Annotated in this window: 24 protein-coding genes; 8 read left to right on the top strand and 16 right to left on the bottom strand. The window is 66.6% G+C overall.

Translation table 11 applies throughout. The features are described from left to right. Positions 1-78: 78 nt before the first annotated feature. Genes rdgB through rph form a run of 4 tightly spaced genes read right to left on the bottom strand, consistent with a single transcriptional unit; the run spans position 79 to position 2,420 of the window. Positions 79-738: an RdgB/HAM1 family non-canonical purine NTP pyrophosphatase gene (rdgB, locus tag HUW43_RS06030; protein ID WP_188236534.1), complete on the bottom strand. Its 660-nt coding sequence runs from the start codon at positions 736-738 to the stop codon at positions 79-81. After that, positions 735-1,214, bottom strand: a complete 480-nt coding sequence (locus HUW43_RS06025; protein WP_188236533.1) for a hypothetical protein — start codon at positions 1,212-1,214, stop codon at positions 735-737. The genes rdgB and HUW43_RS06025 overlap by 4 nt, the downstream gene beginning before the upstream one ends. Continuing rightward, entirely contained in the window at positions 1,211-1,660 is a 450-nt protein-coding gene (locus HUW43_RS06020) for a hypothetical protein (RefSeq protein ID WP_188236532.1), read from the bottom strand. Before HUW43_RS06020 ends, HUW43_RS06025 begins: the two co-directional genes overlap by 4 nt. A gap of 43 nt (positions 1,661-1,703) precedes the next feature. Beyond that, entirely contained in the window at positions 1,704-2,420 is a 717-nt protein-coding gene (rph, locus tag HUW43_RS06015) for a ribonuclease PH (protein ID WP_188236531.1), read from the bottom strand. 105 nt (positions 2,421-2,525) lie between these two features. Here rph and hrcA point away from each other — a divergent pair, with 105 nt between their 5' ends. Together hrcA and grpE are read left to right on the top strand one after the other, a co-directional pair. Next, entirely contained in the window at positions 2,526-3,569 is a 1,044-nt protein-coding gene (gene hrcA / locus HUW43_RS06010; protein ID WP_188236530.1) for a heat-inducible transcriptional repressor HrcA, read from the top strand. A 4-nt stretch (positions 3,570-3,573) separates the two neighbouring features. Beyond that, positions 3,574-4,137, top strand: coding sequence for a nucleotide exchange factor GrpE (gene grpE, locus HUW43_RS06005; RefSeq protein WP_188236529.1), 564 nt, complete (start codon positions 3,574-3,576; stop codon positions 4,135-4,137). 120 nt (positions 4,138-4,257) lie between these two features. On the opposite strand, the gene def is transcribed toward grpE, so the two are convergent. The 3 genes from def to HUW43_RS05990 form a co-directional block, all read right to left on the bottom strand. Further along, entirely contained in the window at positions 4,258-4,791 is a 534-nt protein-coding gene (gene def, locus HUW43_RS06000; RefSeq protein ID WP_188236528.1) for a peptide deformylase, read from the bottom strand. A gap of 54 nt (positions 4,792-4,845) precedes the next feature. Further along, positions 4,846-5,442, bottom strand: coding sequence for a recombination mediator RecR (recR, locus tag HUW43_RS05995; protein ID WP_188236527.1), 597 nt, complete (start codon positions 5,440-5,442; stop codon positions 4,846-4,848). 81 nt (positions 5,443-5,523) lie between these two features. Beyond that, a complete protein-coding gene (locus HUW43_RS05990; protein WP_188236526.1) occupies positions 5,524-5,763 on the bottom strand; it encodes a hypothetical protein in 240 nt (79 codons plus the stop codon). A 461-nt stretch (positions 5,764-6,224) separates the two neighbouring features. Here HUW43_RS05990 and HUW43_RS05985 point away from each other — a divergent pair, with 461 nt between their 5' ends. Then, on the top strand, positions 6,225-6,674 hold the full coding sequence (locus HUW43_RS05985) for an NIPSNAP family protein (protein ID WP_188236525.1): 450 nt from the start codon (positions 6,225-6,227) through the stop codon (positions 6,672-6,674). 164 nt (positions 6,675-6,838) lie between these two features. Here HUW43_RS05985 and HUW43_RS05980 read toward each other — a convergent pair whose 3' ends face one another. From HUW43_RS05980 to dnaK, 8 genes are all read right to left on the bottom strand, one after another. Beyond that, positions 6,839-7,717 (bottom strand): arylamine N-acetyltransferase family protein, encoded by an 879-nt coding sequence (locus HUW43_RS05980; RefSeq protein WP_188236524.1) that lies wholly within the window; start codon positions 7,715-7,717, stop codon positions 6,839-6,841. Between the two features lie 86 nt (positions 7,718-7,803). Next, entirely contained in the window at positions 7,804-8,232 is a 429-nt protein-coding gene (locus tag HUW43_RS05975) for an OsmC family protein (protein WP_188236523.1), read from the bottom strand. A 48-nt stretch (positions 8,233-8,280) separates the two neighbouring features. Continuing rightward, positions 8,281-8,619 carry a DUF962 domain-containing protein gene (locus HUW43_RS05970; protein WP_188236522.1) on the bottom strand — a complete coding sequence of 113 codons (339 nt, stop codon included), beginning with the start codon at positions 8,617-8,619 and terminating at the stop codon, positions 8,281-8,283. Between the two features lie 32 nt (positions 8,620-8,651). Then, complete coding sequence (locus HUW43_RS05965; protein ID WP_188236521.1) at positions 8,652-9,116, bottom strand: YaiI/YqxD family protein; 465 nt, start codon at positions 9,114-9,116, stop codon at positions 8,652-8,654. Beyond that, entirely contained in the window at positions 9,113-9,871 is a 759-nt protein-coding gene (locus HUW43_RS05960; protein ID WP_188236520.1) for a sulfite exporter TauE/SafE family protein, read from the bottom strand. Before HUW43_RS05960 ends, HUW43_RS05965 begins: the two co-directional genes overlap by 4 nt. Before the next feature lie 10 nt (positions 9,872-9,881). Further along, positions 9,882-10,586, bottom strand: coding sequence for a uracil-DNA glycosylase (ung, locus tag HUW43_RS05955; RefSeq protein WP_188236519.1), 705 nt, complete (start codon positions 10,584-10,586; stop codon positions 9,882-9,884). 85 nt (positions 10,587-10,671) lie between these two features. Continuing rightward, entirely contained in the window at positions 10,672-11,799 is a 1,128-nt protein-coding gene (gene dnaJ / locus HUW43_RS05950) for a molecular chaperone DnaJ (RefSeq protein WP_188236518.1), read from the bottom strand. Between the two features lie 118 nt (positions 11,800-11,917). Then, the gene (gene dnaK / locus HUW43_RS05945) at positions 11,918-13,822 is read right to left on the bottom strand and encodes a molecular chaperone DnaK (protein WP_188236517.1); all 1,905 of its coding nucleotides are present in this window, start codon (positions 13,820-13,822) and stop codon (positions 11,918-11,920) included. 165 nt (positions 13,823-13,987) lie between these two features. Here dnaK and HUW43_RS05940 point away from each other — a divergent pair, with 165 nt between their 5' ends. Together HUW43_RS05940 and HUW43_RS05935 are read left to right on the top strand one after the other, a co-directional pair. After that, entirely contained in the window at positions 13,988-14,503 is a 516-nt protein-coding gene (locus HUW43_RS05940) for a copper chaperone PCu(A)C (protein WP_188236516.1), read from the top strand. Positions 14,504-14,611: 108 nt separating this feature from the next. After that, positions 14,612-15,091: a vgr related protein gene (locus HUW43_RS05935; RefSeq protein WP_188236515.1), complete on the top strand. Its 480-nt coding sequence runs from the start codon at positions 14,612-14,614 to the stop codon at positions 15,089-15,091. Positions 15,092-15,193: 102 nt separating this feature from the next. On the opposite strand, the gene HUW43_RS05930 is transcribed toward HUW43_RS05935, so the two are convergent. Continuing rightward, on the bottom strand, positions 15,194-18,268 hold the full coding sequence (locus tag HUW43_RS05930; protein WP_188236514.1) for a TonB-dependent receptor domain-containing protein: 3,075 nt from the start codon (positions 18,266-18,268) through the stop codon (positions 15,194-15,196). A 149-nt stretch (positions 18,269-18,417) separates the two neighbouring features. On the opposite strand from HUW43_RS05930, the gene HUW43_RS05925 reads away from it, so the two are divergent. The 3 genes from HUW43_RS05925 (at position 18,418) to HUW43_RS05915 (ending at position 25,382) form a co-directional block, all read left to right on the top strand. Beyond that, positions 18,418-18,747 carry a phosphoribosyl-ATP diphosphatase gene (locus tag HUW43_RS05925; protein WP_188236513.1) on the top strand — a complete coding sequence of 110 codons (330 nt, stop codon included), beginning with the start codon at positions 18,418-18,420 and terminating at the stop codon, positions 18,745-18,747. Between the two features lie 81 nt (positions 18,748-18,828). Further along, on the top strand, positions 18,829-19,206 hold the full coding sequence (locus HUW43_RS05920) for a histidine triad nucleotide-binding protein (RefSeq protein WP_188236512.1): 378 nt from the start codon (positions 18,829-18,831) through the stop codon (positions 19,204-19,206). Positions 19,207-19,541: 335 nt separating this feature from the next. Continuing rightward, positions 19,542-25,382 carry an alpha-2-macroglobulin family protein gene (locus tag HUW43_RS05915; RefSeq protein WP_223181322.1) on the top strand — a complete coding sequence of 1,947 codons (5,841 nt, stop codon included), beginning with the start codon at positions 19,542-19,544 and terminating at the stop codon, positions 25,380-25,382. Positions 25,383-25,485 lie beyond the last annotated feature (103 nt).

Genomic DNA, 25,485 nt, shown 5'->3' with positions numbered 1-25,485 from the left:
GCGGCGGCCGCCAGCGGCCTTCCGCGTCAAGGCAGGTCAAACCGACAACCGCGCCCCTGCACGGGGGCGACACAAACGCTAGAACACCCCGGCCACCAGCTTCGCAAAAGCATCCGCCCGGTGGCTGATCGCATGTTTTTCTGCCGGCGCAATTTCCGCAAAGGTCAAGGACTGGCCGACCGGCACGAACACCGGATCATAGCCGAACCCCAGCGTGCCGCGCGGCGGCCAGGTCAGGCTGCCCTCGACGCGCCCTTCGAACGCCTCGGCATGGCCATCGGGCCAGGCGAGCGCCAGCGTGCAGACGAAGCGCGCGCTGCGGTCGACGTCCGGCCCCTGTTCGGCGAGCAGCCCCTCTACCTTGCCCATCGCCAGATACCAGTCGCGTGCCTTCCACTCTTTTCCGGGCTCGCCCTCGAACCACTGCCGTTCGGCCCAGTCGGCGGTGTAAACGCCCGGCCGCCCGCCGAGCGCGTCGACGCAAAGCCCGCTGTCGTCGGCGAGCGCCGGAAGCCCCGACGCGCCCGCGCTGGCGCGGGCCTTCAGCAGCGCATTTTCGGCAAAGCTCGTCCCCGTCTCCTCCGGTTCGGGCAGGCCCAGATCGCCCGCCGACACCGGATCAATCCCATAAGGTTCGAGCAGCGCCCGAATCTCGCGCACCTTGCCTGCATTATGGCTCGCGATCACGAGCTTTCCGGGGGCGAGCTTGCGATGAGGATGGGCCGGCTTCCCCGTCACAGCTCGCCCCGAATGGAATCGAGTTTCCCGATCAACTGGCGGAACATGCGATCCTTGCGTGCGGCATAGGCAATACGACGCGCCTGAACGAGAGCATAGACGATCGGCACCGCCGCCGCCCCCACGGCGCCGGCGGTTACCGGTTCGATCAGCGCCGCAATCTTCCACGCCTTGACCAATCCGGGGGCAAGATAGCCGGCAAATCCGGTTCCGATCGCCACCCCCACGGCCTCGCCGGAACTGATGGGCTGTGCCTTGGCTGCCGCCAGAATATGGGATCGCGCCACAATCAATATCTCGCGAATGCGCGCACGATCGTCGAGCCCGGAAGGGAGAGTTTCGGGACGGGACGACAGCCAGTCGGACAAGGCTGCGTGAACCCTGTCTCCACTCAGGTCCATTCGCAGATCTGGAAAACGCGTCAGCCAATTGCGCCAGTGCTCGTCTTTGACGCGTCGGACAGATGGGTCGATCAAGCCATATCGCCTTCGCCGCTTTCGAGCGAAGCCACCTGACCGGCGCCGGCGTCGCGGGCGGCGGTTTCCAGTCGGCTTCCTTCGTCCTGCTCGTCGAGCAACAGCATCCGGCTTTTCAGTATTTCCTCATCATAGCGCAGCTGGCGCCACCGGTCGAACAGCCAAAAAGCCAGAATCAGAAGCCCCGCAAAGACGGAAACAAGCTGGAGCAGTTCCAACGCGCCCGAAGGCAACAGCGCGGCGAGGCCCGCCGCGCCCGACAGGCGCAGCATCTGGTCGATCAGAACCGCCGCGAGGACCGTTGCGCCGGCCGCGACCGTCGCCACCACGGTCCTGTAGCCACGCTGACGCTGTTCGAGCCGTTCGCGCTCGCGTTCCAGCATATGACGCCGCCACAGGCGCAGCTCGGCCGCATTTGCGACATCCATGAACGAGAGATCATTCATGGGTCCAGCCTATCAACGACAGCGCGTTTTTCCAACGCTTTTGCTATCGCCCCACCGCCTTCATCTGTGCCGCGACAATCTCCCCGCAGCCGATGCGGGCAAGGCGGAGCAGGCGCAAGAGGCCCTCCTCGTCATAGGTCGCGCCCTCGGCGCTCGCCTGCACCTCGACGATGCGCCCCTTGCCCGTCAGCACGAAATTGCCGTCGGCCTCGGCCACCGAATCCTCGTCATAATCGAGGTCGAGCACCGGCGTGCCCTGATAGATGCCGCAGGAAATCGCCGCGACACTGTCGACGATCGGGTCTTCGGCGATCAGCTTTGCAGCGATCAGCTTGTCGACCGCCAGCCGCAACGCGACCCAGGCACCCGAAATGGAGGCGGTGCGCGTTCCGCCGTCGGCCTGGATCACGTCGCAGTCGACGACGATCTGGCGCTCACCCAGCTTTTGCATGTCGACGACCGCACGCAAGCTGCGGCCGATCAGTCGCTGGATTTCCTGAGTCCGCCCGGACTGCTTGCCCTTTGCCGCCTCGCGGCTGCCGCGCGTATGCGTCGCGCGGGGCAGCATCCCATATTCGGCGGTGACCCAGCCCTGCCCCTTGCCGCGCAGGAAGGGCGGCACCTTCTCCTCGACACTGGCCGTCACCAGCACCCTGGTGTTGCCGAAGCTGACCAGCACGCTTCCTTCGGCATGGATGGTGAAATTGGTTTCGATGGCGATGGAACGCATCTGGTCTGCCGCGCGGCCGGAGGGGCGCATGAATCTTTTCTCCTCGTGAAGCTGTGCCGCGGCGCTTAGCGGCGCACAGGGGGATTGGCCAGAGCATAGCTTGCTCTTGCCGCACCCGCTCCCTAAATCCTCCCCATGACAACGCCCCCGATCACCGAACTCACCACGCGCGCGCGCGACGTGTTCCGGCTGGTCGTCGACGCCTATCTGGAGACGGGCCAGCCGGTCGGGTCGCGCACCCTGTCGAAACTCGCGACGCTGAACCTGTCGCCCGCCTCGATCCGCAACGTCATGCAGGATCTGGAGGAGATCGGCCTGCTGGCCAGCCCGCATACCAGCGCGGGGCGCCTGCCGACCGAACAGGGACTGCGCCTGTTCGTCGACGGGATGATGCAGGTCGCCGAACCGAGCGCGGAGGACCGCGCGCAGATCGAGGCGAGCCTGTCCGAGGGCGGGCCGATCGAAAGCGCGCTGGCGCAGGCGACCGCCGCGCTGTCGGGCCTGTCGGCGTGCGCGGGGCTGGTGCTCGTGCCCAAGCATGAGCGCGTGCTGAAACATCTCGCCTTCGTGCCGATGTCGCAGGGGCAGGCGCTTGTGGTGCTCGTGGCGGGCGACGGCACGGTCGAGAATCGCGTCATCGACGTGCCCGCGGGGCTCCACCCCTCGGCGCTGGTCGAGGCGGGCAATTATATCTCGGCGACGCTGTCGGGGCTCACACTGACCGAAGCGATGGCGCGCGTGCGCCGCGAGATCGAGGCCGAGCGCATCGCGATCGACCGCGCCGCGCAGGATCTGGTCAACCGCGGCCTGGCCGTCTGGTCGTCCGACGGCGCCGACCGCCCGGTGCTGATCGTCCGCGGGCAGGCGAAGCTGCTCGACGACAGCGCCGTCGGCGACCTCGACCGGGTGCGGCAATTGCTCGATGAACTGGAAACCAAGCAGGACATCGTGCAACTGCTCGACAGCGCGCGTGAAGGCAGCGCGACGCGCATATTCATCGGGTCCGAAAACAAGCTCTTTTCGCTGTCGGGTTCGTCGGTTATCGCCGCGCCCTATCGCGGCGCCGACGGGCGCGTCGTCGGCGTCGTGGGGGTGATCGGCCCGACGCGCTTGAACTATGCCCGCATCGTTCCCATGGTGGATTTCACCGCCCAATCACTCTCCAGACTGATACGATAGGTTTATGACGAACAAGGAAAATGACACGCCCGTCGACGAAGGACAGGCCGACGACGCCGCAACCCAGACCGCGGCGACCGAAACTGCGGTCTCAGAGCCGCTGGATGAAACGGCAAAGCTCGCCGAACAGCTCGCCGCGGTGCAGCAGGACCTGCTCTATGCGCGCGCCGAGACGCAGAATGTCCGCCGCCGCGCCGAAAAGGAAGTCGCCGACGCGCATACTTATGCCGCGACCAGGTTCGCGCGCGACATTTTGTCGGTCGCCGACAATCTGGGCCGCGCGCTCGCCGCGCTCAGCGACGAACAGCGCGCCGACGAGGCGATCAAGCCGCTGGTGACGGGGCTGGAGGCGACCGAGCGCGAACTGATGGCGGTGTTCGAACGCCACGGCATCACGCGCATTGCCGCGATCGGGCTGCCGCTCGACCCCAACCAGCATCAGGCGATGCTCGAAGTCCCGAGCGACAAGGCGCCCGGCACGATCGTGCAGGAAATGCAGGCGGGTTATATGATGAAGGACCGGCTGCTGCGTCCCGCAATGGTGGCGGTGGCAAAGGCGGCGGAGTGATGCTGCGGCCCGAATAATTGCATGTATCCCCGCGCAGGCGGGGATTCATCACCGATCGTTTCGGGTTCACGCCGCTGGAAGATGCCCCCGCCTGCGCGGGGGCACACGCCTGTTTAACGCCTAAGCCGCCTTGCGCAGCTTCGCGAGCTTTTTCAGCACCATTTCGCGCTTCAGCCGCGACAGATGGTCGATGAACAAAATGCCCTCCAGATGGTCGTGCTCGTGCTGGATGCACGTCGCCATCAGCCCGGTCATGCGTTCCTGATGGGGCTTGCCGTCCTCGTCCTGCCAGTCGACGGTGACTTCGGCGGGGCGCGACACATCGGCATATTGTTCGGGCACCGACAGGCAGCCCTCCTGATAGACGCTATGTTCGTCCGAAAAGTCGGAAAAGACGGGGTTGATGAACACCCGCGGGTTGCGGATCACCTTCTTGCCCTCGGGATCGTCGGGATCGGCTTCCTGCAGGTCGATCACCAGGATGCGCTTCGGCACCCCGACCTGTATCGCGGCCAGCCCGATGCCGGGGGCATCGTACATCGTCTCGAACATGTCGGCGACAAGCTGCTTGAGCTCGGCGTCGAAGGTCTCGACGGGCTTGGAAATGACGCGCAGCCGGGGATCCGGGGTCTCGATGATGGGTAGGATGGCCATGGATGCCATTTAGGTATGCACGGCCAACCGGTCAATGATCGGCGCGATGCCGATTCACCCCACCGGTCGCCGCGCCCGAAGCGCCTGCGCCAGCGTCCCCTCATCGAGATAATCCAGCTCACCCCCGACCGGCAGGCCGTGCGCCAGCTGGGTCAGCCGCACCGGATAGCCTTCCAGCCGCTCGGCCAGATAATGTGCGGTCGTCTGTCCTTCCAGCGTCGCGTTCATCGCCAGCACGACCTCGTCGATGCCGCCCGCGGCGACGCGCGCGACGAGTGCGTCGATGCCAAGATCCTGCGGCCGCACGCCTTCCAGCGCCGACAGGCGCCCGCCGAGCACATGATATTTACCGGGGAACAGCCGCGACTTGTCGAGCGCCCACAGGTCGGACACCTCCTCGACGACGCACAGGCTGCGCGCATCGCGGCGCGGGTCGGCGCAGATCGCGCAGGGATCGTGCGTGTCGACATTGCCGCAAATGGTGCAGGTGACAAGGCGGTCGGACACGGTTTGCAGCGCGGCCAGCAGCGGCGCAAAGGCGCTTTCGCGCTTCTTCATCAGATGCAGCACCGCGCGCCGCGCCGAGCGCGGGCCGAGGCCGGGGAGCCGGGCAAGTTGCTGGACAAGGGCTTCGATTTCGGTGGAGGCCATGGCGGGGTGGTAGTGGCGCGCGACAGCGGGTGCAATAACCCTTCCCCGCACCTTCCCCGTCACCCGACCGCCGAACACCCGTCAGCCGAAACGACGACGAAACCAGCCCCGCTTTTTGGGAACGACCGGCGACTGGCCGGAAATGCGGACCAGATAATGGCCCAGGACCGCCGCTTGCTGCTTGGTCATCAGGAACCGGAACAGGTCGGGGTCGTGCGCCTTGGCCGCTTCCGAAGATTGCACGCTTTCCAGCCGGAGCATGATGCGGTCGCCCGCTTCATGATGGCCCCAGCCGACCAGTGCCCCGAAACTCTCCATCATCGCGCCCCTCTCCCTCCATCGTCGCGCCGCCGACGCCATCCGCGAGAAAGGCGCCTTTACCAGAGCTGCGGCGAAATGTCGTCCAATGGTCGAAAGACAGCCAGTTCGCGGCCCCGCTTGTTCCGAATGTCTTTCCGGCCGAACCCGCCACCACCGTGCCGCAACGGGCTGACCTTTGCCGACCTTTGGCGGGCAAGCGGTGCTCGGTGCGGGGTGCCGGGTCGACGTGCCTCCATGCCCGGATAGGGCAACAGCGGTTACCAGCGACGGGAGAAAGCGATGCGAGGCCTTGTGGCGCTGATGGCGGGTGCGATGCCTCGCACGACGCGCAACGAACATTGACGGCCGGAATCGGCCCCGCGATAGTGGACGACCAGGGTCATCGCCCGCCGCATTCGCGCTTCCGTCCTGTGCCGCAGGCATGGGGAGGACGCGCCAAACCACCCAGGAGAAACACCCCCATGCGCTCCCCCATCCGCATCCTCACCCTTGCCGCGCTGCTGATACTCGCGCCTGCGGCGGCGGCGGCGGAATCCTCGTCCGCCGCCCGACCCGCGCCGCTGCAACAGCTGCGCATCTACGAAATCCCGCGCGCCAACGAGGACGTGTTTCACGATCGGTTTCGGGATCATGCGCTGCGCATCATGGCGCGCCACGGCTTTGCGGTGCGCGCGATCTGGCGCAGCGAGCATGACGGCAAGGTCGAGTTCGTCTATCTGCTCGACTGGCCCGACGCGGCCGCGATGAAGGCGGCGTGGGCAGCCTTCATGGCCGACGAGGAATGGGCCGCGATCAAGCGCGAGACGGGCGCGCGGCACGGCCGCTTCGTCGATGCGATATCGGACCGCACGCTCGAACCCTTGCCCTGGTCGCCCGACCGCGCGGGCGCCGCGGCACCGCCTTGTTGCTGATTCCTCGGTCGGGGACGCCGCGGGGATCGAAAGTCGGCGATGCGCCCGCATCTCGCCCATCCGGTCGGCCTTGAGGTCGTGATAGGGGACAAGCAGCCGAGTCGGGTCGCGCCGCGCTTCCCGAACGCGTCTTCCATCGTGATAAAAGGAGGTGATCGCGGCTGCTATCCGGCGATTTCGGCGGTCGCGGCACGCTCGATCGCCGGGCGCCAGTGGCGCGCGACCGGCAGCAGGAAAATCTCCGCCAGCACGCGTTCGATCTGGTCGGCGGTCAGGTGACGGCGGTCGATCCGCCCGTCGGCCAGCCGCACCGTCAGCCGATTGTCGCGAAGGCCATAGCGCGCCTCGGCGCTCGTCCGGGCGGCGATCAGCTGGTGGCGAAAATGCGAATCGGGATGCGCGGACGTGTACCAGTTGCCGACCTCATAATCGATCGCCGGCGGCGGCGCGTCCTCGATCCGATAGAGCGTCCGCCATTCGCTTTCGATCAGCGCCGCGACCTGCCATTCGGCGCCGTGGCGGACGATGCGATAGCTTTCGTGGCGCGTCGGCTGCGGCGATTCATCGTCCATCGCCAGCGGCTGTGGCGGCACGGCGGCGCCAAAGCCGACGTCGGCGAGCCAGGCGCGGCCGTCGATCCTGACGCGCACCACCATATGCGAACGCGGCGTCGGCGGCGCATCGTCGGGCAGCATCCAGCGCACCCGGCCGATCAGCCCCTCGGCATCGAAGCCGATCGCATGCAGCGCGCGCAGGAACAGGCCGTTCTGCTCGAAACAATAACCGCCGCGCCGCCGACCGATCAGCTTGGCCTCGACCGCCGCCGCGCCGATGTCGACCCCGGCGCCGGTCAGCGCGTCGATCGCCTCGAACGGAATCGCCGCGATATGCGCCGCCTGCAACGCTGCAAGCACGTCGAGCGTCGGCGCAGGCGCGCCGCGATAGCCGATCCGCGCCAGATAACGCGCCAGAAAGGCATCGGACGCGGATTCGTCGCCGACATGGACGGAATCGGACGCGGGGGCGGTGGGTTGGTGCAGCATGATCGGGGCTCCATTGCGAATCAATGGAGCATCTTATGAAAGCTCAAGCGCGGTTTAGATCAAGCGCTTATCGCCGCCCGGCGCGCCTAATTCTCCAGACGATGTTCGAGCGTTATTTCGCAATCGAGCAGCTTCGACACCGGGCAATTTTTCTCCGCCTCGGCGGCGAGCGCCGCAAACTCTTCGGCACCAATCCCCGGCACTTTGGCGTTCAACGTCAACGCCGACTTGGTGATCGTAAAGCCGCCCTCCCGCTGCTCCAGCGTCACCGCCGCGCTCGTTTCCAGCGTGTCGCCCGAATAGCCCGCACGCGCGAGCCCGAAGGACAGCGCCATGGTGAAGCACGCGGCGTGCGCCGCAGCGATCAGTTCCTCGGGGTTGGTCCCCGGCTGCCCCTCGAAGCGCGTGCCAAAGCCATAGGGCTGTTCATCAAGCACACCCGATCGCGTCGTGATCGACCCCCTGCCCTCCTTGCCGAAGCCTTCGTAGCGGGCGGATGCGCGGTTGACGGTCATGGCAATGTCTCCTTGGCTGGGATCAGCGCGCCTTTTGGCTTGCGCTTATCAATTGTGCCGCGCCACGCCCGCGCGGTCGAGTTCGGGGCCGAGCCGCCCGGTCAGCCACAGCCCCCACATCCTGAAATCGGCGGCAAGGCTCCACAGCGGATAGGTGAAGGTGGCGGGCCGGTTCTTCTCGACCGCGAAATGCGCGACCCACGCAAAGGCATAGCCCGCAACCGGCAGCGCGATCAGCCAACCCCAGCGCCCGGACAGCACGACGCCGATGGCAATCGCAACGACCAGACTGGTCCCGACATAATGCAGGGCGCGCGTCGAGGCCTTGCTGTGCTCGCGCAGGTAAAAGGGCCAGAAATCGGCAAAGCTCGTATAGCGGTGAGCCATGGCGCGAAGCATGTCGCGCCCGCACCGCGCGGTCAAGCCGGACGACGCCGAAGCCGCACCAGCGCCGCGTCGAGCGCCTGCAAGAATTGCGAGCGGTCGGCCTTTGAAAAAGGCGGCGGCCCGCCCAATCCGTCGCCCATCCCGGCGCGCAGGTCGGCCATGATGGCGCGCATCGCGATTGCAGGGCCGATCGACGCCGGCGTGAACGGCTTGCCATTGGGGGCAAGCACGCTCGCCCCCGCCTTCAGCGCCCGATCGGCGAGCAATATGTCGGCGGTGACGACGATGCTCTGCGCGTCGGCCGCTTGGGCGATCCAGTCGTCAGCGGCGTCGAAACCGTCCGACACCACCACCCGCTCGATCAGCGGGTGGTCGGGCACGCGCAGCCGGCTGTTGCTCACGACCTTGACCTTGGCCCCGTGCCGCCACGCGACGCGATAGATTTCCTCCCTCACCGGGCAGGCGTCGGCATCGACGAGGATGACGGGCACGCTCATCCGCCAAGCCCGTCCCAGAGCAGCTTCGCGCCAAGCAGCACCATCAGCCCATAGATGAGCGCATAAAAGCGCTCGGGCTGCATCGCCTTCATCCAACGCACCGTGAGCAGCGTCGAAACGATCGCGAGCGGCATCAGCAGCATCGCCGCGACGACGACGTCGTGCGGAAAGGCGCCGAGCGCCCAATAGGCAGGCACCTTCATCCAGTTGACGATGGCAAAAAGGATCGCGCTCGTCCCGATGAAGCTCAGATGCGGCAGTTTGCGCGGCGCCACCCACATCTGAAACGGCGGCCCGCCCGCGTGCGCGATCTGGCTCGTCAGCCCCATGATCGCGCCAAAGATCGTCCCGACCCATCCCGGCGAGCGCGATGCGGCGACGATCCGCCCGCCGCGCTCGACCCACAGGCGATAGAGGCCGAAGGCGAGCGTGATCGCGCCCAGCGCCGCCATCAGCTGTGCCTCGTTCACCCGCTCGGCATAAGCATAGCCCGCCAGAATACCGAGCGCCGCGCCGGGCAGCATCCAGCCGATGATCCACCCGTCCCACGTCCTGCGGAACGACCAGACGCTGATCACATCCTGAACGATCAGGATCGGCAACAGCAGCGCCGCCGCGGTCGCGGGCGGCAGCACGAGTGCCGCCACGGGCGTCGCGAGCGCGCCGACGCCTGCGAGCCCGCCCTTCGCCATCCCAAGAAGGATCACCGCGGCGATCAGCGCCGCCAGCGTCACCGGATCCGCGAGCAGGTTCACCCCGCCAGGCTCATGCGCCGGGACTGTCGGGCAGGCGCCAGTCGATCGCGCCGCGACCGTGCGCATCGAGGAAGGCATTGGCCTGGCTGAACGGCCGCGACCCGAAAAAGCCGTTGTGCGCCGACAGCGGCGAAGGGTGGGGCGCGCGCAGGATCATGTGCGGGCTTCCCGCCCCCAGCCCCGGCACATTCGCCGCCTTCTTCTGCGCATGGCTGCCCCACAGGATGAACACCTTGGGCGCCGGATCGGCGGCGACCGCGGCGACCGCGGCGTCGGTGAACTTCTCCCACCCCTTGCCCTGATGCGACGCCGGCTGTCCCGCCTCGACCGTCAGGCAATTGTTGAGCAGCAGCACGCCCTGCCGCGCCCAATGCGCCAGATGGCCGTGCGGCGCGGGCGCGATGCCCAGATCGTCGCGCAATTCCTTATAGATGTTGACGAGGCTCGGCGGCACGCGCACGCCGGGCTGAACGGAGAAGCAAAGCCCATGCGCCTGCCCCGGCCCGTGATAGGGGTCTTGCCCCAGGATCACGACGCGTACCTGCCCCGGCGGCGTCGCGTCGAGCGCCGCGAACCAGTCGCGCGGTCGCGGATAGATGGTCTTGCCCTTGGCGCGCTCGTCGGCAAGGAATTGCTTGAGCGCCGCCATATAGGGCTGCGCAAACTCGCCGCCGATGCGGGCGATCCAGTCGGGATGCAGTTTGACCTCGGCCATGCGCGTGCTTCACCAGAGCGGCGTCGGCTTGTCCAGCCCTGCGCCCCGAACCATGGCGGCTATCCGAAATGCGTCGCGTTGCCGATCAATCGGTCAAATCGTCCCACATATCCTTGATGCGACCGAAAAAACCCTGGCTTGCCGGGCATTCCTCGCCGGTTTCGGTCTCCCGGAACGCTTGCAACAACTCCTTTTGCTTTGCGGTCAGCCGCGTCGGAGTCTCGACGTCGATCTGGATCACAAGATCGCCGTGGCCGCGGCCGTTGAGCACCGGCATCCCCGCGCCGCGCTGGCGAAGCTGCTTGCCCGATTGGATTCCCGCCGGGATCGCAATGTCGTGCTTGCGGCCGTCGAGCCCCGGAATGGTGATGCAGCCGCCGAGCGCCGCGGTCGTGAAACTGATCGGCGCGCGCGTGAACAAGGTCGTGCCTTCGCGCTCGAAAACCTTGTGCCGCGCCATGTGCAGAAAGATGTAAAGGTCGCCCGGCGCCGCGCCGCGTGCGCCGCTTTCGCCCTCACCCGACAGGCGGATGCGCGTCCCTTCGTCGACCCCCGGCGGGATGGTGACGGTGAGCCGCTTGCGCCGGTCGACGCGGCCCTCGCCATGGCACTGCGCGCACGGGTCGGCGATGACCTCGCCCGCGCCCTGGCACGCCGGGCAGGTGCGCTCGACCATGAAAAATCCCTGCTGCGCGCGCACCTTGCCATGTCCGCCGCAGGTCGAACAGCGATGCGTGCGTGTGCCGGGCTTCGCGCCCGATCCGTCGCAAGCGTCGCAGCGCGTGGCGACATCGACCTCGATCTCACGCGTTATGCCGGTGAAGGCGTCCTCAAGCCGGATCTCCATGTCGTAACGCAGATCGGCGCCGCGCGCCGGGCCACGCTGCTGTCGCGCGCCGCCGAACGCCGAACCGAAAATCGATTCGAAAATATCGCCAATGTCACCGAAATCGGCACCCTGTCCACCGCCGAACCCGCCGCCGCCATTGACGCCGGCCTTGCCGAAGCGGTCGTAGGCCGCGCGCTTCTTCGGATCGCGCAGGCAGTCATAGGCCTCGCTGATTGCCTTGAAACGCGCTTCGCTATCCTTGCACCCCGGATTTTTGTCGGGGTGATATTTCATCGCCAGCTTGCGATAGCTTGCCTTCAGCGTCGCTTCGTCGGCGCTGCGATCGCATTCGAGCAATTCGTAATAATCGATGTCGAGCGACATGCGTCAAAGCCCCTTCTTCAACCCGTCACCCCAGCGAAAGCCGGGGTCGCTGCCGGTCGGGCGGTGCCTTGCCGAAAGCGATGCCAGCCTTCGCTGGCATGACGGGTGAAGATCATCCTTATTTCTTGTCGTCTTCGACTTCAGAGAACTCGGCATCGACCACATCTTCGTCAGCCTTGCCCTTGTCGGCGCCGGCGTCGGGCGATGCTGCGGCCTGCTGTTCCTTTTCATAGATCGCCTGGCCCAGCTTCATGGCGACCTGCGCCAATGCGCCCGCTTTTTCGGTCATCGCAGCGGCGTCGCCACCCTCGATCGCGGTCTTGGTTTCGGCGATCGCAGCCTCGATCTCGGACTTCAGCGCGCCGTCGACCTTGTCGCCATGTTCGGCGAGCTGGCGCTCGGTCGTGTGCACGAGGCTCTCGGCGTTGTTCTTCGCCTCGGCCGCCTCGCGGCGCTTCTTGTCCTCTTCGGCGAACCGCTCGGCATCCTTGACCATCTGCTCGATGTCGGCGTCGCTAAGGCCGCCCGAAGCCTGGATCTTGATCTGCTGTTCCTTGCCGGTGCCCTTGTCCTTGGCATGGACCGACACGATGCCGTTGGCGTCGATATCGAAGGTCACCTCGATCTGCGGCACGCCGCGCGGCGCCGGCGGGATGCCGACGAGGTCGAACTGGCCGAGCAACTTGTTGTCCGCCGCCATTTCGCGCTCGCCCTGGAACACGCGGATCGTCACCGCCGACTGATTGTCGTCGGCGGTCGAATAGACCTGGCTCTTCTTGGTCGGGATCGTCGTGTTGCGGTCGATCATCTTGGTCATGATGCCGCCCAGCGTCTCGATGCCAAGCGAGAGGGGCGTCACGTCGAGCAGCAGCACGTCCTTGACGTCGCCCTGCAGCACGCCCGCCTGGATCGCCGCGCCGATCGCGACGACTTCGTCGGGGTTGACGCCGGTGTGCGGTTCCTTGCCAAAGAAATCCTTCACGACTTCGCGCACCCGCGGCATGCGGGTCATGCCGCCGACCAGCACGACTTCGTCGATGTCCTTGGCGCTGACCCCGGCGTCCTTGATCGCCTTCTTGCACGGTTCAAGCGTGCGCTTGACGAGATCCTCGACAAGGCGTTCAAGGTCGGCGCGCGTGATCGTCTTGACGAGGTGCTTCGGCCCGTTGGCATCGGCGGTGATGAAGGGCAGGTTAACCTCGGTCGTCGCCGCCGACGACAATTCGATCTTTGCCTTTTCGGCGGCTTCCTTCAGCCGCTGGAGCGCGAGCTTGTCGCTGCGCAGGTCGATGCCTTCGTCCTTCTTGAAGGTGTCAGCGAGGAACTCGACAAGCTTGCTGTCGAAATCCTCACCGCCCAGAAAGGTGTCGCCGTTGGTCGATTTCACCTCGAACACGCCATCGCCAACTTCGAGGATCGAAATGTCGAAGGTGCCGCCGCCAAGGTCATAGACCGCGATCGTCTTGTTCTCCGACTTGTCAAGGCCATAGGCGAGCGCCGCCGCGGTCGGCTCGTTGATGATGCGCAGCACTTCAAGGCCCGCGATCTTGCCCGCGTCCTTGGTCGCCTGGCGCTGCGCGTCGTTGAAGTAAGCGGGAACGGTGATCACCGCCTGCTCGACCTTTTCACCCAGATAGGCTTCGGCGGTTTCCTTCATCTTCTGAAGGATGAAGGCACTGATCTGTGAAGGCGAATAATCCTCGCCGCCCGCCTTGACCCACGCATCGCCGTTCGCCCCCTTGACGATCGAATAGGGGACCAGCTCCATGTCCTTCTTGGTCATGGGATCGTCGAAGCGGCGGCCGATCAGGCGCTTCACCGCAAAGATGGTGTTTTCGGGGTTGGTCACCGCCTGGCGCTTCGCCGGCTGGCCGATCAGCCGCTCGCCATCCTTGGCAAAGGCGACAATCGACGGCGTCGTGCGCGTGCCTTCGACATTTTCGATAACCTTGGGCTTGCCGCCTTCCATCACCGCGACGCAGCTGTTCGTGGTGCCGAGGTCGATCCCGATCACTTTGGCCATTTATACTCGTCCTTGTTGCTTCTTCGGCGCCCTGAAAAGGCACGCCGTCAGTTGAATCCCGTGGGGGTTTATGGGCGCGATATAGGTGCGCTAATCCTTGGCACAAGGGCTTTGAAGGCTTATCGGGGATATGAAAATGTCGCGCTTTTACGGAGTCCTCCCGAAATGAAACCCCTCGCTCTTGCCGCCCTTGCCGCCGCCTCGCTCAGCCTGACGGGCTGTGGCGAAAATCTGGGCGCGGGACAGCAGCTCAATGTCGTCAGCGGCCATATCGTGATGGGGGCGACGCCCGATCGGCCTGCGGTCGGCTATTTCCGCGTCGAGGGCGGACCGCGCGACGTCGAACTGGTGGCGGTGACCGCGGACCTTGCACAGCGGGTCGAAATGCACGAAAGCGTGCGCGAAAACGGAATGATGGTGATGAAGCCGCTCGACCGCGCGCTGGTGCCCGCCAAGGGCGAACTCGTCTTCAAACAGGGCGGAAAGCATCTGATGATCTGGGGCATCAATGGCGCCGCTGTGCGCGCGGGCAAGCTGCCGATGGCGTTTGTGTTCACCAACAACAATAATGAACGCATCCTCTTCGACATGATGATCAAGCCCGCCGAGGGCGGGGCGGAAGCGGCCGATCATGGCGCGATGGACCATGGCGCGGCGAAGGCTTCGGACGCAAAGAAATAAGGGTGGCTTTCGACACGCCGTCATTGCGAGGCGCGAAGCGGCGCGGCGATCCAGCGTGGCGTAAACCGCTGTGGATCGCAGCGCTTCGCTCGCAATGACGAGGCGGTGATGCCGCGCTCTTCCCGACCTCTGACGACCGGCGAAATCGCGCTCGCACGCAGCGTGTTCGGCGACGCGATCGCCTATGACCGCGTGCGCGTGAACCATCATAAATGGGCTTTTTTCCAGCCGCGCCACGTCGTCATGGCGCCGATGGGCCACCTGCATTTCAATCCGCACGGCGACCTTTACTGTGACGATTTCAGCGCCGCATCGCGGCGACTAAAAGGGCTGTTCATCCACGAAATGACCCATGTGTGGCAGGCGCAGACACGCGGCCGCTGGTATCTGGTGCTGATGCGCCACCCGTTCGCAACCTACAGCTACACGCTGAAACCCGGCTGGCCGCTCACCCGCTATGGCCTGGAACAGCAGGCGGAAATTGTGCGCCATTACTGGCTGCTGACCGAGGGCGCGGTCGTCGGCGGCGCACCGGGGGTCGAGGCTTATCGGGCCATTCTGCCATTTGCGGGATGCGGAGCGGGGTAGGCTCTGGCCGGTTCGCGACCGACCATCATCGCCGGCACGCAGAACGACCGGCCGCGGCCGGAGGCGGAGCTTTATCCCGTCCGCTTCCCCGAAGCCCCCCCTCTACAACCGTCCCCGCACGTTCAGGAACATCCGCCGCCCCAGATAATCATATTGCGTCCCGAACGCTGGCGCCTGACCGATCACCGGCGGCGTTGCGGTCACCACGGTTGACACCCGCGGCGGCGGCGTGTCGAACAGGTTGGCGATCCCCAGCGTGATGCGGAACCGCTCGGCGACATCGCGGCTCAGCGAAAGCGAATGATAGAAGGTCGCGGGCACGCTGACATCGGGACAGAAACGCCCACCGGGACGAAAGCTTGATGTGCGGCACGGATCGCCGCCCTGCGCGCGCAGCAATTCCTCGCTGTTCGACGCCGCGCCGGTGACGTCGAGACCATAGAAGAGCGTCCATTTGTCCTTCGTCCAGCCAAGCGTGAAATCGCCGACCCATTTCGGATTGCCGATCGTGCCATTGTCGTCGATCACCGTGCCGGGGAACAGCGCGACCTTGTCCTCGACCTGCCACGTCATCTGCGCACGGAACGCCAGCGAGCCGAGCCTGCCCAGATCCTGGTCGAGGGCGAGCGACAGGTCGACGCCGCGATTGCGCTGGCGGCTGATATTGACATAGCGGTCGGTGACGCTCGCGACGCTCCCCCTATCGGGACCGGCAGTCGCGCGCGTGAACAGGCCGCACAGCGGCTCGTCCGGGAAGAAGTCGGAATCATAGCAGCCGGTCAGGATATTGCCCGCGCCCAGCAGGGTGATCTCTTGCCTGACTTCGATGTCAAAATAATCCACCGCCAGGCGCGTGCGCAGCCCGCCCCACAGCGCCCCCGACACATCGGGGGTCAGGACGAGCGAGACCGTCTTTGCGGTCGATTTTTCAGGCGCCAGCCGCCCGATGCCGCCGCCCGACACGATCGTCGCCGGGCCGATCCCCCCGGCATAGTCGGGCGCGATGCCGTCGGCGGCGCAATTGTCGAAGACGCGCTGGCTGATCGCCCCCGCCGCCAGCCGCGCCGCGGTCTGGATGCACGGGTCGATCGCAGCCTGGCCCAGGAAACCCGTCTGATCCTCAAGGAACAGTTCGAACAGCGCGGGCGCGCGGAACGATGTGCCCCAGGTGCCGCGCAGGCGCAGCCAGCCGGTCACCGCCCAGTCGGCGCCGACCTTCCACGTCGTATCGCTGAAACGGTCGGACACGCCGTCGCGGCGCGTCGCCTCGACATGCGTGTAGCGCGCCGCCCCCGACAACGTCAGCCGCTCGATCATCGGCACGCCTTCGAGCAGCGGCAATTCGACCTCGCCGAAAACCTCTTTCGAGACGGTGCGCCCCGCGGTGATTCCCGACGTGGTGAAATTGGCGACATTGCCCGCGAGCGTCGCGGCGCCGGGCGTATCGTCGATTTCGTCGCGGCGGACCGTCGCGCCGAACGCCGCGCCCGCCGCCCCGGCAGGCAGGTCGAAGAGCTTGCCCGTCAGCAGCGCCTCGGCCGAGCTTTGCTCGAACAAGGTCCGCCCCGTCTCGCGCCCCATCAGGAAGGCGCGTTCCTCTGCCGTGAAGTCGCCGCTGAGCACGCGCGGATCGGTAAAGTCGATGTCGATGCAGTCCGCGCCGCGGATCGCGGTCACCGTGCCGATGCATGAGCGCGTGCGCAAACTCTGCGACGCCAGCGCGTCCCGATAGATGACATCCTGCGTATAGCTGGCGTCCGAGCGGCTGTGCTGGCCGTGAACGTCCCACTTCCACCCGGCCCCAAGGTCGCCGCGCAATCCCAGCACGCCGCGATAATAATCGACGTCGGCCGCGCTCGTCGACGTCACGATCACCCGCGGGCGCAGGATGATGCTGCCGCCGAACTCGGCGTTGAGCGGATCGCCGGGGTCGCCGGGATCGCAATTGAACTGCGTCGGATCGCACAGGAACATCGGCAGGAAGGACGCGCCGGTGAACTGGTCGAGCTCGATCCGTTGAAAACCATTATTGCGTGACTTGCGGTTGCTGAACAGAAACTCGCCATAGGCGGTGACGCCATCCTTCACCTCATACGCGCCATCGGCAAAGACGCTCAGCCGGCTGACGGACGAAAATACGTCCATATCCTGTTCGGCCGGCTCGAACTGGTTGAGCGCTCCCGTCGAAGGCCCGTCGAAATTGACCCCGAAGAAATCGGCGGGGCCGAATACGCCGATCGGATTATAGGCATTGATCGGGATGCCGACGCCCGCGAACTCGGCGCCATATTGGCCGGCAAAAATCGCCCGCCCGTTCGGAGCGATCAGCCCCGGTCCGAAGGTCGGAAAGCCATTCTGGTCGACGCCCGAAAAATCGCCGAACAGGATGGCATTGCCCAGCGTGCTGCTGCACGCGGGCTGCCCGGTGCGGAAATCGACGATGTCGGCGCGGCTGCCGTCGGCTTCGCGCTTCAGATATTCCTCCGAACAGAAAAGGAAATCGCGGTCGCGGCGCGTCAGATTGCGCTGGCGAAACACATCGACCGTCGCAAAAAAATGGCCACGGCCGAACGTCTTGCCAAAGCTTGCGTCGGCGCCATGGCTTTCACCGCCGCCATGCTCGGTGACCGACGAAAACCCCCCGCCTTCAAAGCCGTCGAGTTCGTCGCGGGTCAATATATTGACCACCCCGGCCACCGCGTCAGACCCATAGATCGACGAGGCACCGGTTTTGAGCAGCTCGACCTGCCGGACCACCGACAGCGGCAGCACATTGAGGTCGAAGGGCGCGACCGCGCCGCGAATCCCCGCGGGCCCGGCGCGGCGGCCGTTGATGAGCACCAGCGTGCGTTCGGCGCCAAGCCCGCGCAGCGACAGCGACTGCACATCATTGCCGCCATTGGCGACAAAGCGGTTCGAGATTGCGGAACTGATCTGGATCGACCCCTGCGCGGCGGGCGCGGATCGCAGCACGCCGACCAGCTCGACCTGCCCCTGCTGCCTTGCGGTTTCGGGATCGATGATCTGGATCGGATCGGCGCTGGTAAACTCGCTCTTCGCGATGCGCGACCCGGTGACGACGATTTCATCGCCGTCGGCCTGCGCCAGCGCGGGGCTGGCCGACATCGCGATCGCCGAGGCCGTGGCGGCCAGAAACAGCTGGGAGGGGGAGCCCATATTCATCATCCTTGTCCGAATTGATCCGCCCCCCGGCGCGGCAATTCCTAAGCCCAAGGCGTTTCAATAGGGTTGACGACGCAGTAATTTTGGCGGCGCTTGCCCGCGCCGACGGGGCGCGGTAGGCACCCCGCGAAAGGATGATCGCGATGAGCAAGGCAATGGGCGAAACGCTGGGACGGCTCGAAGCGGTCATCCACGACCGGCTCTCGGCGGGCGAGGCAGAGCTTTCCTATGTCGCGAGCCTCGCCGCCAAGGGTCGCGGCAAGATCGCGCAGAAACTGGGCGAAGAAGCCGTCGAGGCGGTGATCGCCGCGGTGAGCGAGGACGACCCCGCGCTGGTCGGCGAGGCGAGCGACCTTGTCTTTCACCTCTCGATTCTGCTCGCCGAACGCGGCCTGACCTGGGACGCCATCGCCGCCGAACTCGACCGCCGCCACGGCACCTCGGGCCACGCCGAAAAAGCCGCGCGCCCGTGAAAATCCGACCCACCCGTTTCTTCACGCCATCCGTCATCCCGGCGAAGGCCGGGATGACATAGAGGACAAGGGAAGCCCCCAATGCCGATCGACGCCACTCTGCCTTATGACGACAGCAATATCTTCGCGCGCATCCTGCGCGGCGAGTTGCCGTGCAAGACCGTCTATGAAGACGAATTCGCGCTCGCCTTTCACGACATCAATCCGCAGGCGCCGCTGCACATCCTCGTGATCCCCAAGGGCGCCTATGTCAGCTGGGACGATTTTTCGGCGCGCGGCAGCGACGCCGAGATCGCGGGCTTCGTCCGCGCGGTGGGCCGGGTCGCGCGCGACCAGGGCCTTGTCGCCGCCGGTTACCGCCTGCTCGCCAATGTCGGCCCCGACAGTCACCAGGAGGTGCCGCACCTCCATGTTCATATCTTTGCGGGGCAGAAACTCGGCCCGATGCTCGCGCGATGATGAACCGCCTTGCCCCTCGATGGGGCAAGGATAGGCAGCCTTGCCGCGATGGCGGCTAGGCGGCGCCGGATGAGGGCAAGGGCGCGTCCTTGCACCGGGGCTTCAGCACGCAACCTTACCCCTGGCGCTGCGACTGGCGAACAAGTTCGCACGTCTCGCTGCCTCCCCCCGTCAAGGGGAAGGGCAGCAAACCGCAGCGGCTCTCCTGATTGTCTGTGACCGGCGTCACAGCCTTTTTCCGCCGCGCGATCAATGGTGCACCATGCGCCGCGACGGGTGGACTCATCCCCGTCTTTCCAGCAGGATAGGTGCGGGCCAGCGAGGGGAGACAGGCGATGACGACGGGGTGGCAAAGGCTCGGCAAATGGCTGGCAAGCCGCGTCAAACTGGCGCTGATCATCCCGCTGACGCTCGCGATGGCCGCGACCGCCGCCGATACCGTCCCGCAGGTCACGCTCGCGACGCCGGGCAGCAGCGGCACCGGCGACGGCACGATCACCCGCTTCACCTTGCGCTTTTCCGAAGACATGGTCGCGCTCGGCGACCCGCGCGCCGCGGCCCCCGCGACCGACGATTGCAAACGCCCGTCGACCGCCCGCTGGGTCGACACGCGCACCTGGGTGCTTGAGTTCGACAAGCCGCTGCCCGGCGGGCTTCGCTGCCATGTCGAGCTTCGCCAAGGCCTCGTCACCGCGCGCGGCGTCGCGGTCGCGGGTAACGATCGCTTTGAGATCGACACCGGCGGCCCCTCGGCGCGCGCGGTGCTCGTCGGCGGGATCGGCGGCGGGATCGAGGAGGAGCAGGTCTTCCTTGTCGCCACCAATGTCGCCGCCGACCGCGCTTCGGTCGGCCGCTATGGCTATTGCGCCGTCGACGGCATCGGCGAGAAGATCCCGCTCGACGTGCTGCCGCGCGCGACCGCGGCCGACATCCTCACCGGACTCGGCGAAAATGACTGGTCGCGCCAGTCCTTTACCTATGACGCCGGACTGCCGCAGCGCCTGCCCGCCGCCGGGGCAGAGCGCGACGCGGCACTGGACCGGATCGTCGCGGTCCAGTGCCGCCGCCCGCTGCCGCCGGGGCGCAGCATGGCGCTCGTATGGGACGCGCGCATCAGCCAGGCCGGTGTTCCCGGCCGCACGGCGGGCCGCGACCAGCGCTTCGATTATGACGTGCGCCCCGCCTTCTCCGCGAAAATGACGTGCAGCCGCGTCAATCCGCAGGCGGGGTGCAACCCGATCAAGGATGTCGTGCTTCGCTTTACCGCGCCTGTCGCACGCGACACGGCGCTCGCGGCCAGGCTCGCCACCGCCGACGGAAAGACGATCATCGCCAGCGTCGACGACGACGATCGCAACGACCCGTATCTGACGCAGGTGCGCTTTGCCGGGCCGTTGCCGCAAAATGTCGACGCAAGGCTGATCCTGCCTGCCGACCTCACCGACCAGAGCGGCCGCCGGCTGCTCAACGCGTCGAACTTTCCGCTTGCATTCCACATCGACCGCACACCGCCGCTGGTCAAATTCGCCGCCGAGTTCGGCATATTGGAAGCGAGCGAGGGCGGTGTGCTGCCCGTCACCGTGCGCGGGGTCGAATCGGCGCTGGTGCAGAAGAATCTCAAAATGCCCGCCGCAACGCTGCGCATCGGTGACGATGATGCCGCCGTCGCGCGCTGGCTCCGCCGTGTCGAGGATGCCGACGACAGCGATTATCGCGAAGAAAAGGACGCGCGCGGCAAGGCGATCACCGTCAACTACACCGGCACCAGATCGGTGTTCGACGGCGCGCCGTCGGGCGGCGAGCGCCGCGATATGCAGCTCACCCCGCCCGCGGGTGGCAAGGCGTTCGAGGTTATCGGCATCCCGCTCGCCGAAAAGGGATTCCATGTCGTCGAGGTCGCGAGCCCCGAACTCGGCGCCGCGCTGCTCGGTCGCAAGGCGACGCGCTATGTCGCGACCGCCGCGCTCGTCACCGACATGGCGGTGCATTTCAAATGGGGCCGCGACGGCTCGCTCGCCTGGGTCACCTCGCTCGCCACCGGCAAGCCCGTCGCGGGCGCCGAAATCCGCGTTTCCGACAGCTGCACCGGTCGCCTGCTGGCGCGCGGCACCGCCGACAAGGCGGGGCGCCTCGCCTTTCCATCGGGCCTGCCGCAGCCCGAAACCTATTCAAGCTGCAAAGCCGACGCCGACCCCACGAACAGCGAGGGACATGCGCTGATGGTCAGCGCGCGATCGGGCGACGATTTCAGCTTCACGCTGACCGACTGGGGCGACGGCATCCGCCCCTATGATTTCGACCTCCCCTATGGCTGGTCCGAACGCGAGGACATCCTGCACACCATCTTCGACCGCACGCTCGTGAAAGCGGGCGAGACGGTGCATATGAAGCATGTGCTGCGCCGCCCCGTCGGGCTTGGCTTTCGCACCCCCGAACCGATGGCGGGCAAGCTGCGCCTGGTCCACCGCGGATCGGACACCGAGTTCGAAATGCCCTTCGCCATTGTTGCAGGCGGCAGCGGCGAAAGCGTGTGGAACATCCCGCAATCCGCGCCGATGGGCGATTATGAACTGGTCTTTGTCACCCGGGACAAGGATGGCGAGGACAAAAGCATCTGGACCGGCCAGAGCGTCCGCGTCGACGAATATCGCCTGCCGACGATGAAGGCCGCGATCACCGGCCCAAAAGGCGCGCTCGTGCGCCCCGCCGCCGTGCCGCTCAGCCTGTTCGTCGGCTATTTGTCGGGTGGCCCCGCGCCGGGCATCCCCGTTGAACTGCGCACCAGTTTCCGCGCCGCCTGGTCACCGCCCGAAGATTATCGCGACTGGGATTTCGACGGCCGACCGGTCAAGGAAGGCGTCGTCCAGCTCGACGACAGCGGCGAGGAACCGGGCGGCGAGCTGCCGCTCGCGCGCTCGGTGCCGCTGACGCTCGGCGCCGACGGAACCGCGTCGACCAGCGTCGTCGTCGATCAGCCGATCAGCGAGCCGACGATCATGGCCGCCGAAATGGATTATGAGGATGCCAATGGCGAAACGCTGACGGCGAGCCGCCGCATCACCCTCTATCCGTCGGCGGTGCGGCTGGGGGTCAAGACCGACGGCTGGATGATGCGCGACGACGACCTCCGCCTCAATTTCGTCGCGCTCGACTTGGATGGCAAGCCGATCCGCGGCCAGCGCGTCGATGTCGCGCTCTACAGCCGCCAGATCATCACCGCGCGCCGCCGCCTGATCGGCGGCTTCTATGCCTATGACAATCAGATGCGCACGGCGAAGCTTTCGGCGAGCTGCGCCGCGACGACCGACCGGCTCGGCCGCGCCGGCTGCGCGATGGCGCCCGGCGTGTCGGGCGAAGTCACCGTCGTGGCGACGACGCGCGACGCCGACGGCAACGAAGCGCGCGCGGTGCGCTCGGTCTGGCTCGCGGGCGGCGACGAATGGTGGTTCGGCGGCGACAATGGCGACCGCATGGACGTGATCGCCGAACAGCCGCGCTATGCCGCGGGCGACACCGCGCGTTTCCAGGTGCGGATGCCGTTCCGCGAAGCGACTGCACTCGTCACCGTCGAACGCGAAGGCGTGCTGTCGAGCTTCGTCGTGCCGCTGAAGGGCACCAACCCCGTCGTCAACGTCAAGCTGCCCGCGACCTACGCCCCCGACGTCTATGTGTCGGTGATGGCGGTGCGCGGACGCGTCACCGGCGGGGAAAGCTGGTTCCGCAAGATGAAACGCGCAGTCGGTTTCAGAATCGAGACGAGCGAGGGCGCGCCGCCCACGGCCCTGGTCGACCTCGCCAAGCCCGCCTATCGCATGGGCATCGCGCGCATCAAGGTCGGCTGGGAAGGCCATCAGCTCGACGTCAAGGTCAAGGCCGACAAGGAAAAATATGCGGTGCGCGAAACCGCGAAGGTCGACATCGAGGTCAAGGCGCCGGGCGGCAAGGCGCCGAAAAATGCCGACGTCGCCTTTGCCGCGGTCGACGAAGCGCTGCTCCAGCTCGCGCCCAACGAAAGCTGGGACATACTCGCCGCGATGATGGGCGACCGCACGCTCGACGTGCTCACCTCGACCGCGCAGATGCAGGTGGTGGGCAAGCGTCACTATGGCCGCAAGGCGCTCGAACCCGGCGGCGGGGGCGGCGGCGACCTGTCGGGGCTGACGCGCGAGGATTTCCGGCCGGTGCTGCTGTGGAAAGGCACTGTCCCGCTCGACGCCAGGGGCCGCGCGCGCGTCGACGTGCCGCTCAGCGACAATCTCTCGGGTTTCCGCCTCGTCGCGATCGCGACCGACGGGTCGCAGCTTTTCGGGACCGGCGAAATGACCGTGCGCACCGTGCAGGATCTTGGCGTTTTCGCCGGGCTGCCCGAACTGGTCCGCACCGGCGACGCCTATGACGCGCGCTTCACGCTGCGCAACGGCACCGACAAGGCGATGGAAGTCACCGCGACCGCGACGATCTCGCCCGCGATCGCGACCGCGCCGCCGCTGACGGTGACCATCCCCGCGGGCGGCGCGGTGCCGGTGAGCTGGGCGATTACCGCGCCCGATCAGGCAGGGACGCTGAAATGGACCGTCGAAGCGGCGACAAGGGATGGCAAGGCGCGCGACCGGCTGGTTTTCGAGCAGGCCGTCGAACCCGCGGTGCCCGTGGAAAGCTGGGCCGCCAGCCTCTTGCGCGTCGGGCCGAACACAAGTCTGCCCATCGCAATCCCCGCGGGCGCGCTCCCCGGCGGGACTGTCGACGTCGCGCTCGCGGGTACGCTCGCGCCGCCGCTCGCCGGGGTGCGCGACTATATGGCCGCCTATCCCTATACCTGTTTCGAGCAGCAGACGTCGCGCGCGGTGGCCCTGGGCGACCTTGGTCAATGGCAGGCGCTGGCAGGCGCGATGCCGACCTATCTCGATGACGACGGGCTGCTCCGTTATTGGCCGAACGAGCGAATGGAAGGGTCGATCGAGCTCACCGCCTATGTCCTCGGCGTGACCGCGGCGAACGGCTTTGCGATCCCCGATACGTCGCGCGCCAGGATGATCGCGGCGTTGCAAGCGGTGGTCGAGGGACGGCTGACGCGCCGCGGCTATGGCCCATGGGACATTCGCCCCGTGCGCATCGCCGCGCTCGCCGCGCTCGCACGCGCCGATGCGTCGAACGCGCGCCTCGTCGCCGCAGTCGACATGGTCCCCGGCGAAATGGCGACGGGCACGCTCGCCGACTGGCTCGTCGCGATCGAACGGACGCCGGGGGTGCGGAACGCCGCTGCGCTGCGCACCGCGGCCGAGGCCGAGCTGCGCAAGCGCCTTGTCTATGAAGGCACGCGGCTCGACCTTGTCGACGATGCGCGCGCGCCCTGGTGGATGATGGTCAGCGGCGACGAAATGGCGATCAAGGCGCTCGAAGCCGTCCTCGGCCGCAAGGGCTGGGAGGAGGACGCGGGCAAGCTGATGGTCGGCGTCGCGCAGCGCCAGCGCAAGGGCCATTGGGACACCACCCCGGCGAATGCGTGGGGCGCGGTCGCCGTCCGCCGCTTCGCCGAGCTGTATCCGGCGAGCGCGATCACCGGCGTCACCACCATCGGCCTTGCGGGCCATAGCGCGTCGCAAAGCTGGCCCCTTCCTGCCGAACCGCCCTCGCCGCTTCGCGTCGCGCTGAACGCCGCGACGATGAGCCTCAGTCACCGGGGCACGGGGTCGCCATGGGCCACCGTCAGCGTCAAGGCGGCGGTGCCTTTGAAGGAACCGCTCAATGCCGGCTACCGGATCAAGCGATCGGTGAGCATCGTCAAGGCGGCGAACAAGGACCGGCTGACGCGCGGCGACGTCATCAAGGTGCGAATCGAGGTCATCGCGGCTGCGGGCCGGACCTGGGTGGTGATCAGCGATCCCGTCGCGCCCGGCGCCACCATCGTCGGCAATCTCGGCGGCCAGTCCGAAATGCTGGGCAGCCAGGCGGGCGGATCGGGCGCGCAGCCGAGCTATGTCGAGCGCGGCAAGGACAGCTGGCGCGGCTATTTCGGCTGGATGCCCGCGGGCACGCACGCGGTCGAATATGTCGTGCGGCTCAATGGATCGGGCCGCTTCACCCTGCCGCCAACGCGCGTCGAGGCGATGTATTCCCCTGCGATTCGCGGCCAATGGCCGAACGCGCCGCTGACCGTTGGGAATGTGGGGTCGTGATGGAAAGCAGTCGGCCCTGTTCCCGTTCGCATCGAACGAAGTCGAAACACCCCGAAGCCGTGCACAACCGATGGACATGTCGACTTCGCTCGATGCGAACGGG

It is taken from the genome of Sphingopyxis sp. LK2115 (assembly GCF_014595975.1).
GTDB lineage: Bacteria > Pseudomonadota > Alphaproteobacteria > Sphingomonadales > Sphingomonadaceae > Sphingopyxis.
Note: the sequence above shows the minus strand (reverse complement) of the source record. Positions and strands in the feature narration are given on the sequence as shown.

Bases quoted from the DNA above. Each gene is read 5' to 3' on its own strand.
- HUW43_RS05965 (WP_188236521.1), bottom strand. From the start codon at position 9,116: ATGAGCGTGCCCGTCATCCTCGTCGATGCCGACGCCTGCCCGGTGAGG.
- dnaK (WP_188236517.1), bottom strand. From the start codon at position 13,822: ATGGCCAAAGTGATCGGGATCGACCTCGGCACCACGAACAGCTGCGTC.
- HUW43_RS05970 (WP_188236522.1), bottom strand. From the start codon at position 8,619: ATGGCTCACCGCTATACGAGCTTTGCCGATTTCTGGCCCTTTTACCTG.
- def (WP_188236528.1), bottom strand. From the start codon at position 4,791: ATGGCCATCCTACCCATCATCGAGACCCCGGATCCCCGGCTGCGCGTC.
- dnaJ (WP_188236518.1), bottom strand. From the start codon at position 11,799: ATGTCGCTCGACATCGATTATTACGAATTGCTCGAATGCGATCGCAGC.
- HUW43_RS06020 (WP_188236532.1), bottom strand. From the start codon at position 1,660: ATGAATGATCTCTCGTTCATGGATGTCGCAAATGCGGCCGAGCTGCGC.
- HUW43_RS05935 (WP_188236515.1), top strand. From the start codon at position 14,612: ATGCCGCGCTCTTCCCGACCTCTGACGACCGGCGAAATCGCGCTCGCA.
- HUW43_RS05920 (WP_188236512.1), top strand. From the start codon at position 18,829: ATGCCGATCGACGCCACTCTGCCTTATGACGACAGCAATATCTTCGCG.
- HUW43_RS05930 (WP_188236514.1), bottom strand. From the start codon at position 18,268: ATGGGCTCCCCCTCCCAGCTGTTTCTGGCCGCCACGGCCTCGGCGATC.
- HUW43_RS05990 (WP_188236526.1), bottom strand. From the start codon at position 5,763: ATGATGGAGAGTTTCGGGGCACTGGTCGGCTGGGGCCATCATGAAGCG.
- HUW43_RS05980 (WP_188236524.1), bottom strand. From the start codon at position 7,717: ATGCTGCACCAACCCACCGCCCCCGCGTCCGATTCCGTCCATGTCGGC.
- HUW43_RS05925 (WP_188236513.1), top strand. From the start codon at position 18,418: ATGAGCAAGGCAATGGGCGAAACGCTGGGACGGCTCGAAGCGGTCATC.
- HUW43_RS05975 (WP_188236523.1), bottom strand. From the start codon at position 8,232: ATGACCGTCAACCGCGCATCCGCCCGCTACGAAGGCTTCGGCAAGGAG.
- HUW43_RS05940 (WP_188236516.1), top strand. From the start codon at position 13,988: ATGAAACCCCTCGCTCTTGCCGCCCTTGCCGCCGCCTCGCTCAGCCTG.
- grpE (WP_188236529.1), top strand. From the start codon at position 3,574: ATGACGAACAAGGAAAATGACACGCCCGTCGACGAAGGACAGGCCGAC.
- HUW43_RS05915 (WP_223181322.1), top strand. From the start codon at position 19,542: ATGACGACGGGGTGGCAAAGGCTCGGCAAATGGCTGGCAAGCCGCGTC.
- HUW43_RS05985 (WP_188236525.1), top strand. From the start codon at position 6,225: ATGCGCTCCCCCATCCGCATCCTCACCCTTGCCGCGCTGCTGATACTC.
- rph (WP_188236531.1), bottom strand. From the start codon at position 2,420: ATGCGCCCCTCCGGCCGCGCGGCAGACCAGATGCGTTCCATCGCCATC.
- ung (WP_188236519.1), bottom strand. From the start codon at position 10,586: ATGGCCGAGGTCAAACTGCATCCCGACTGGATCGCCCGCATCGGCGGC.
- hrcA (WP_188236530.1), top strand. From the start codon at position 2,526: ATGACAACGCCCCCGATCACCGAACTCACCACGCGCGCGCGCGACGTG.
- recR (WP_188236527.1), bottom strand. From the start codon at position 5,442: ATGGCCTCCACCGAAATCGAAGCCCTTGTCCAGCAACTTGCCCGGCTC.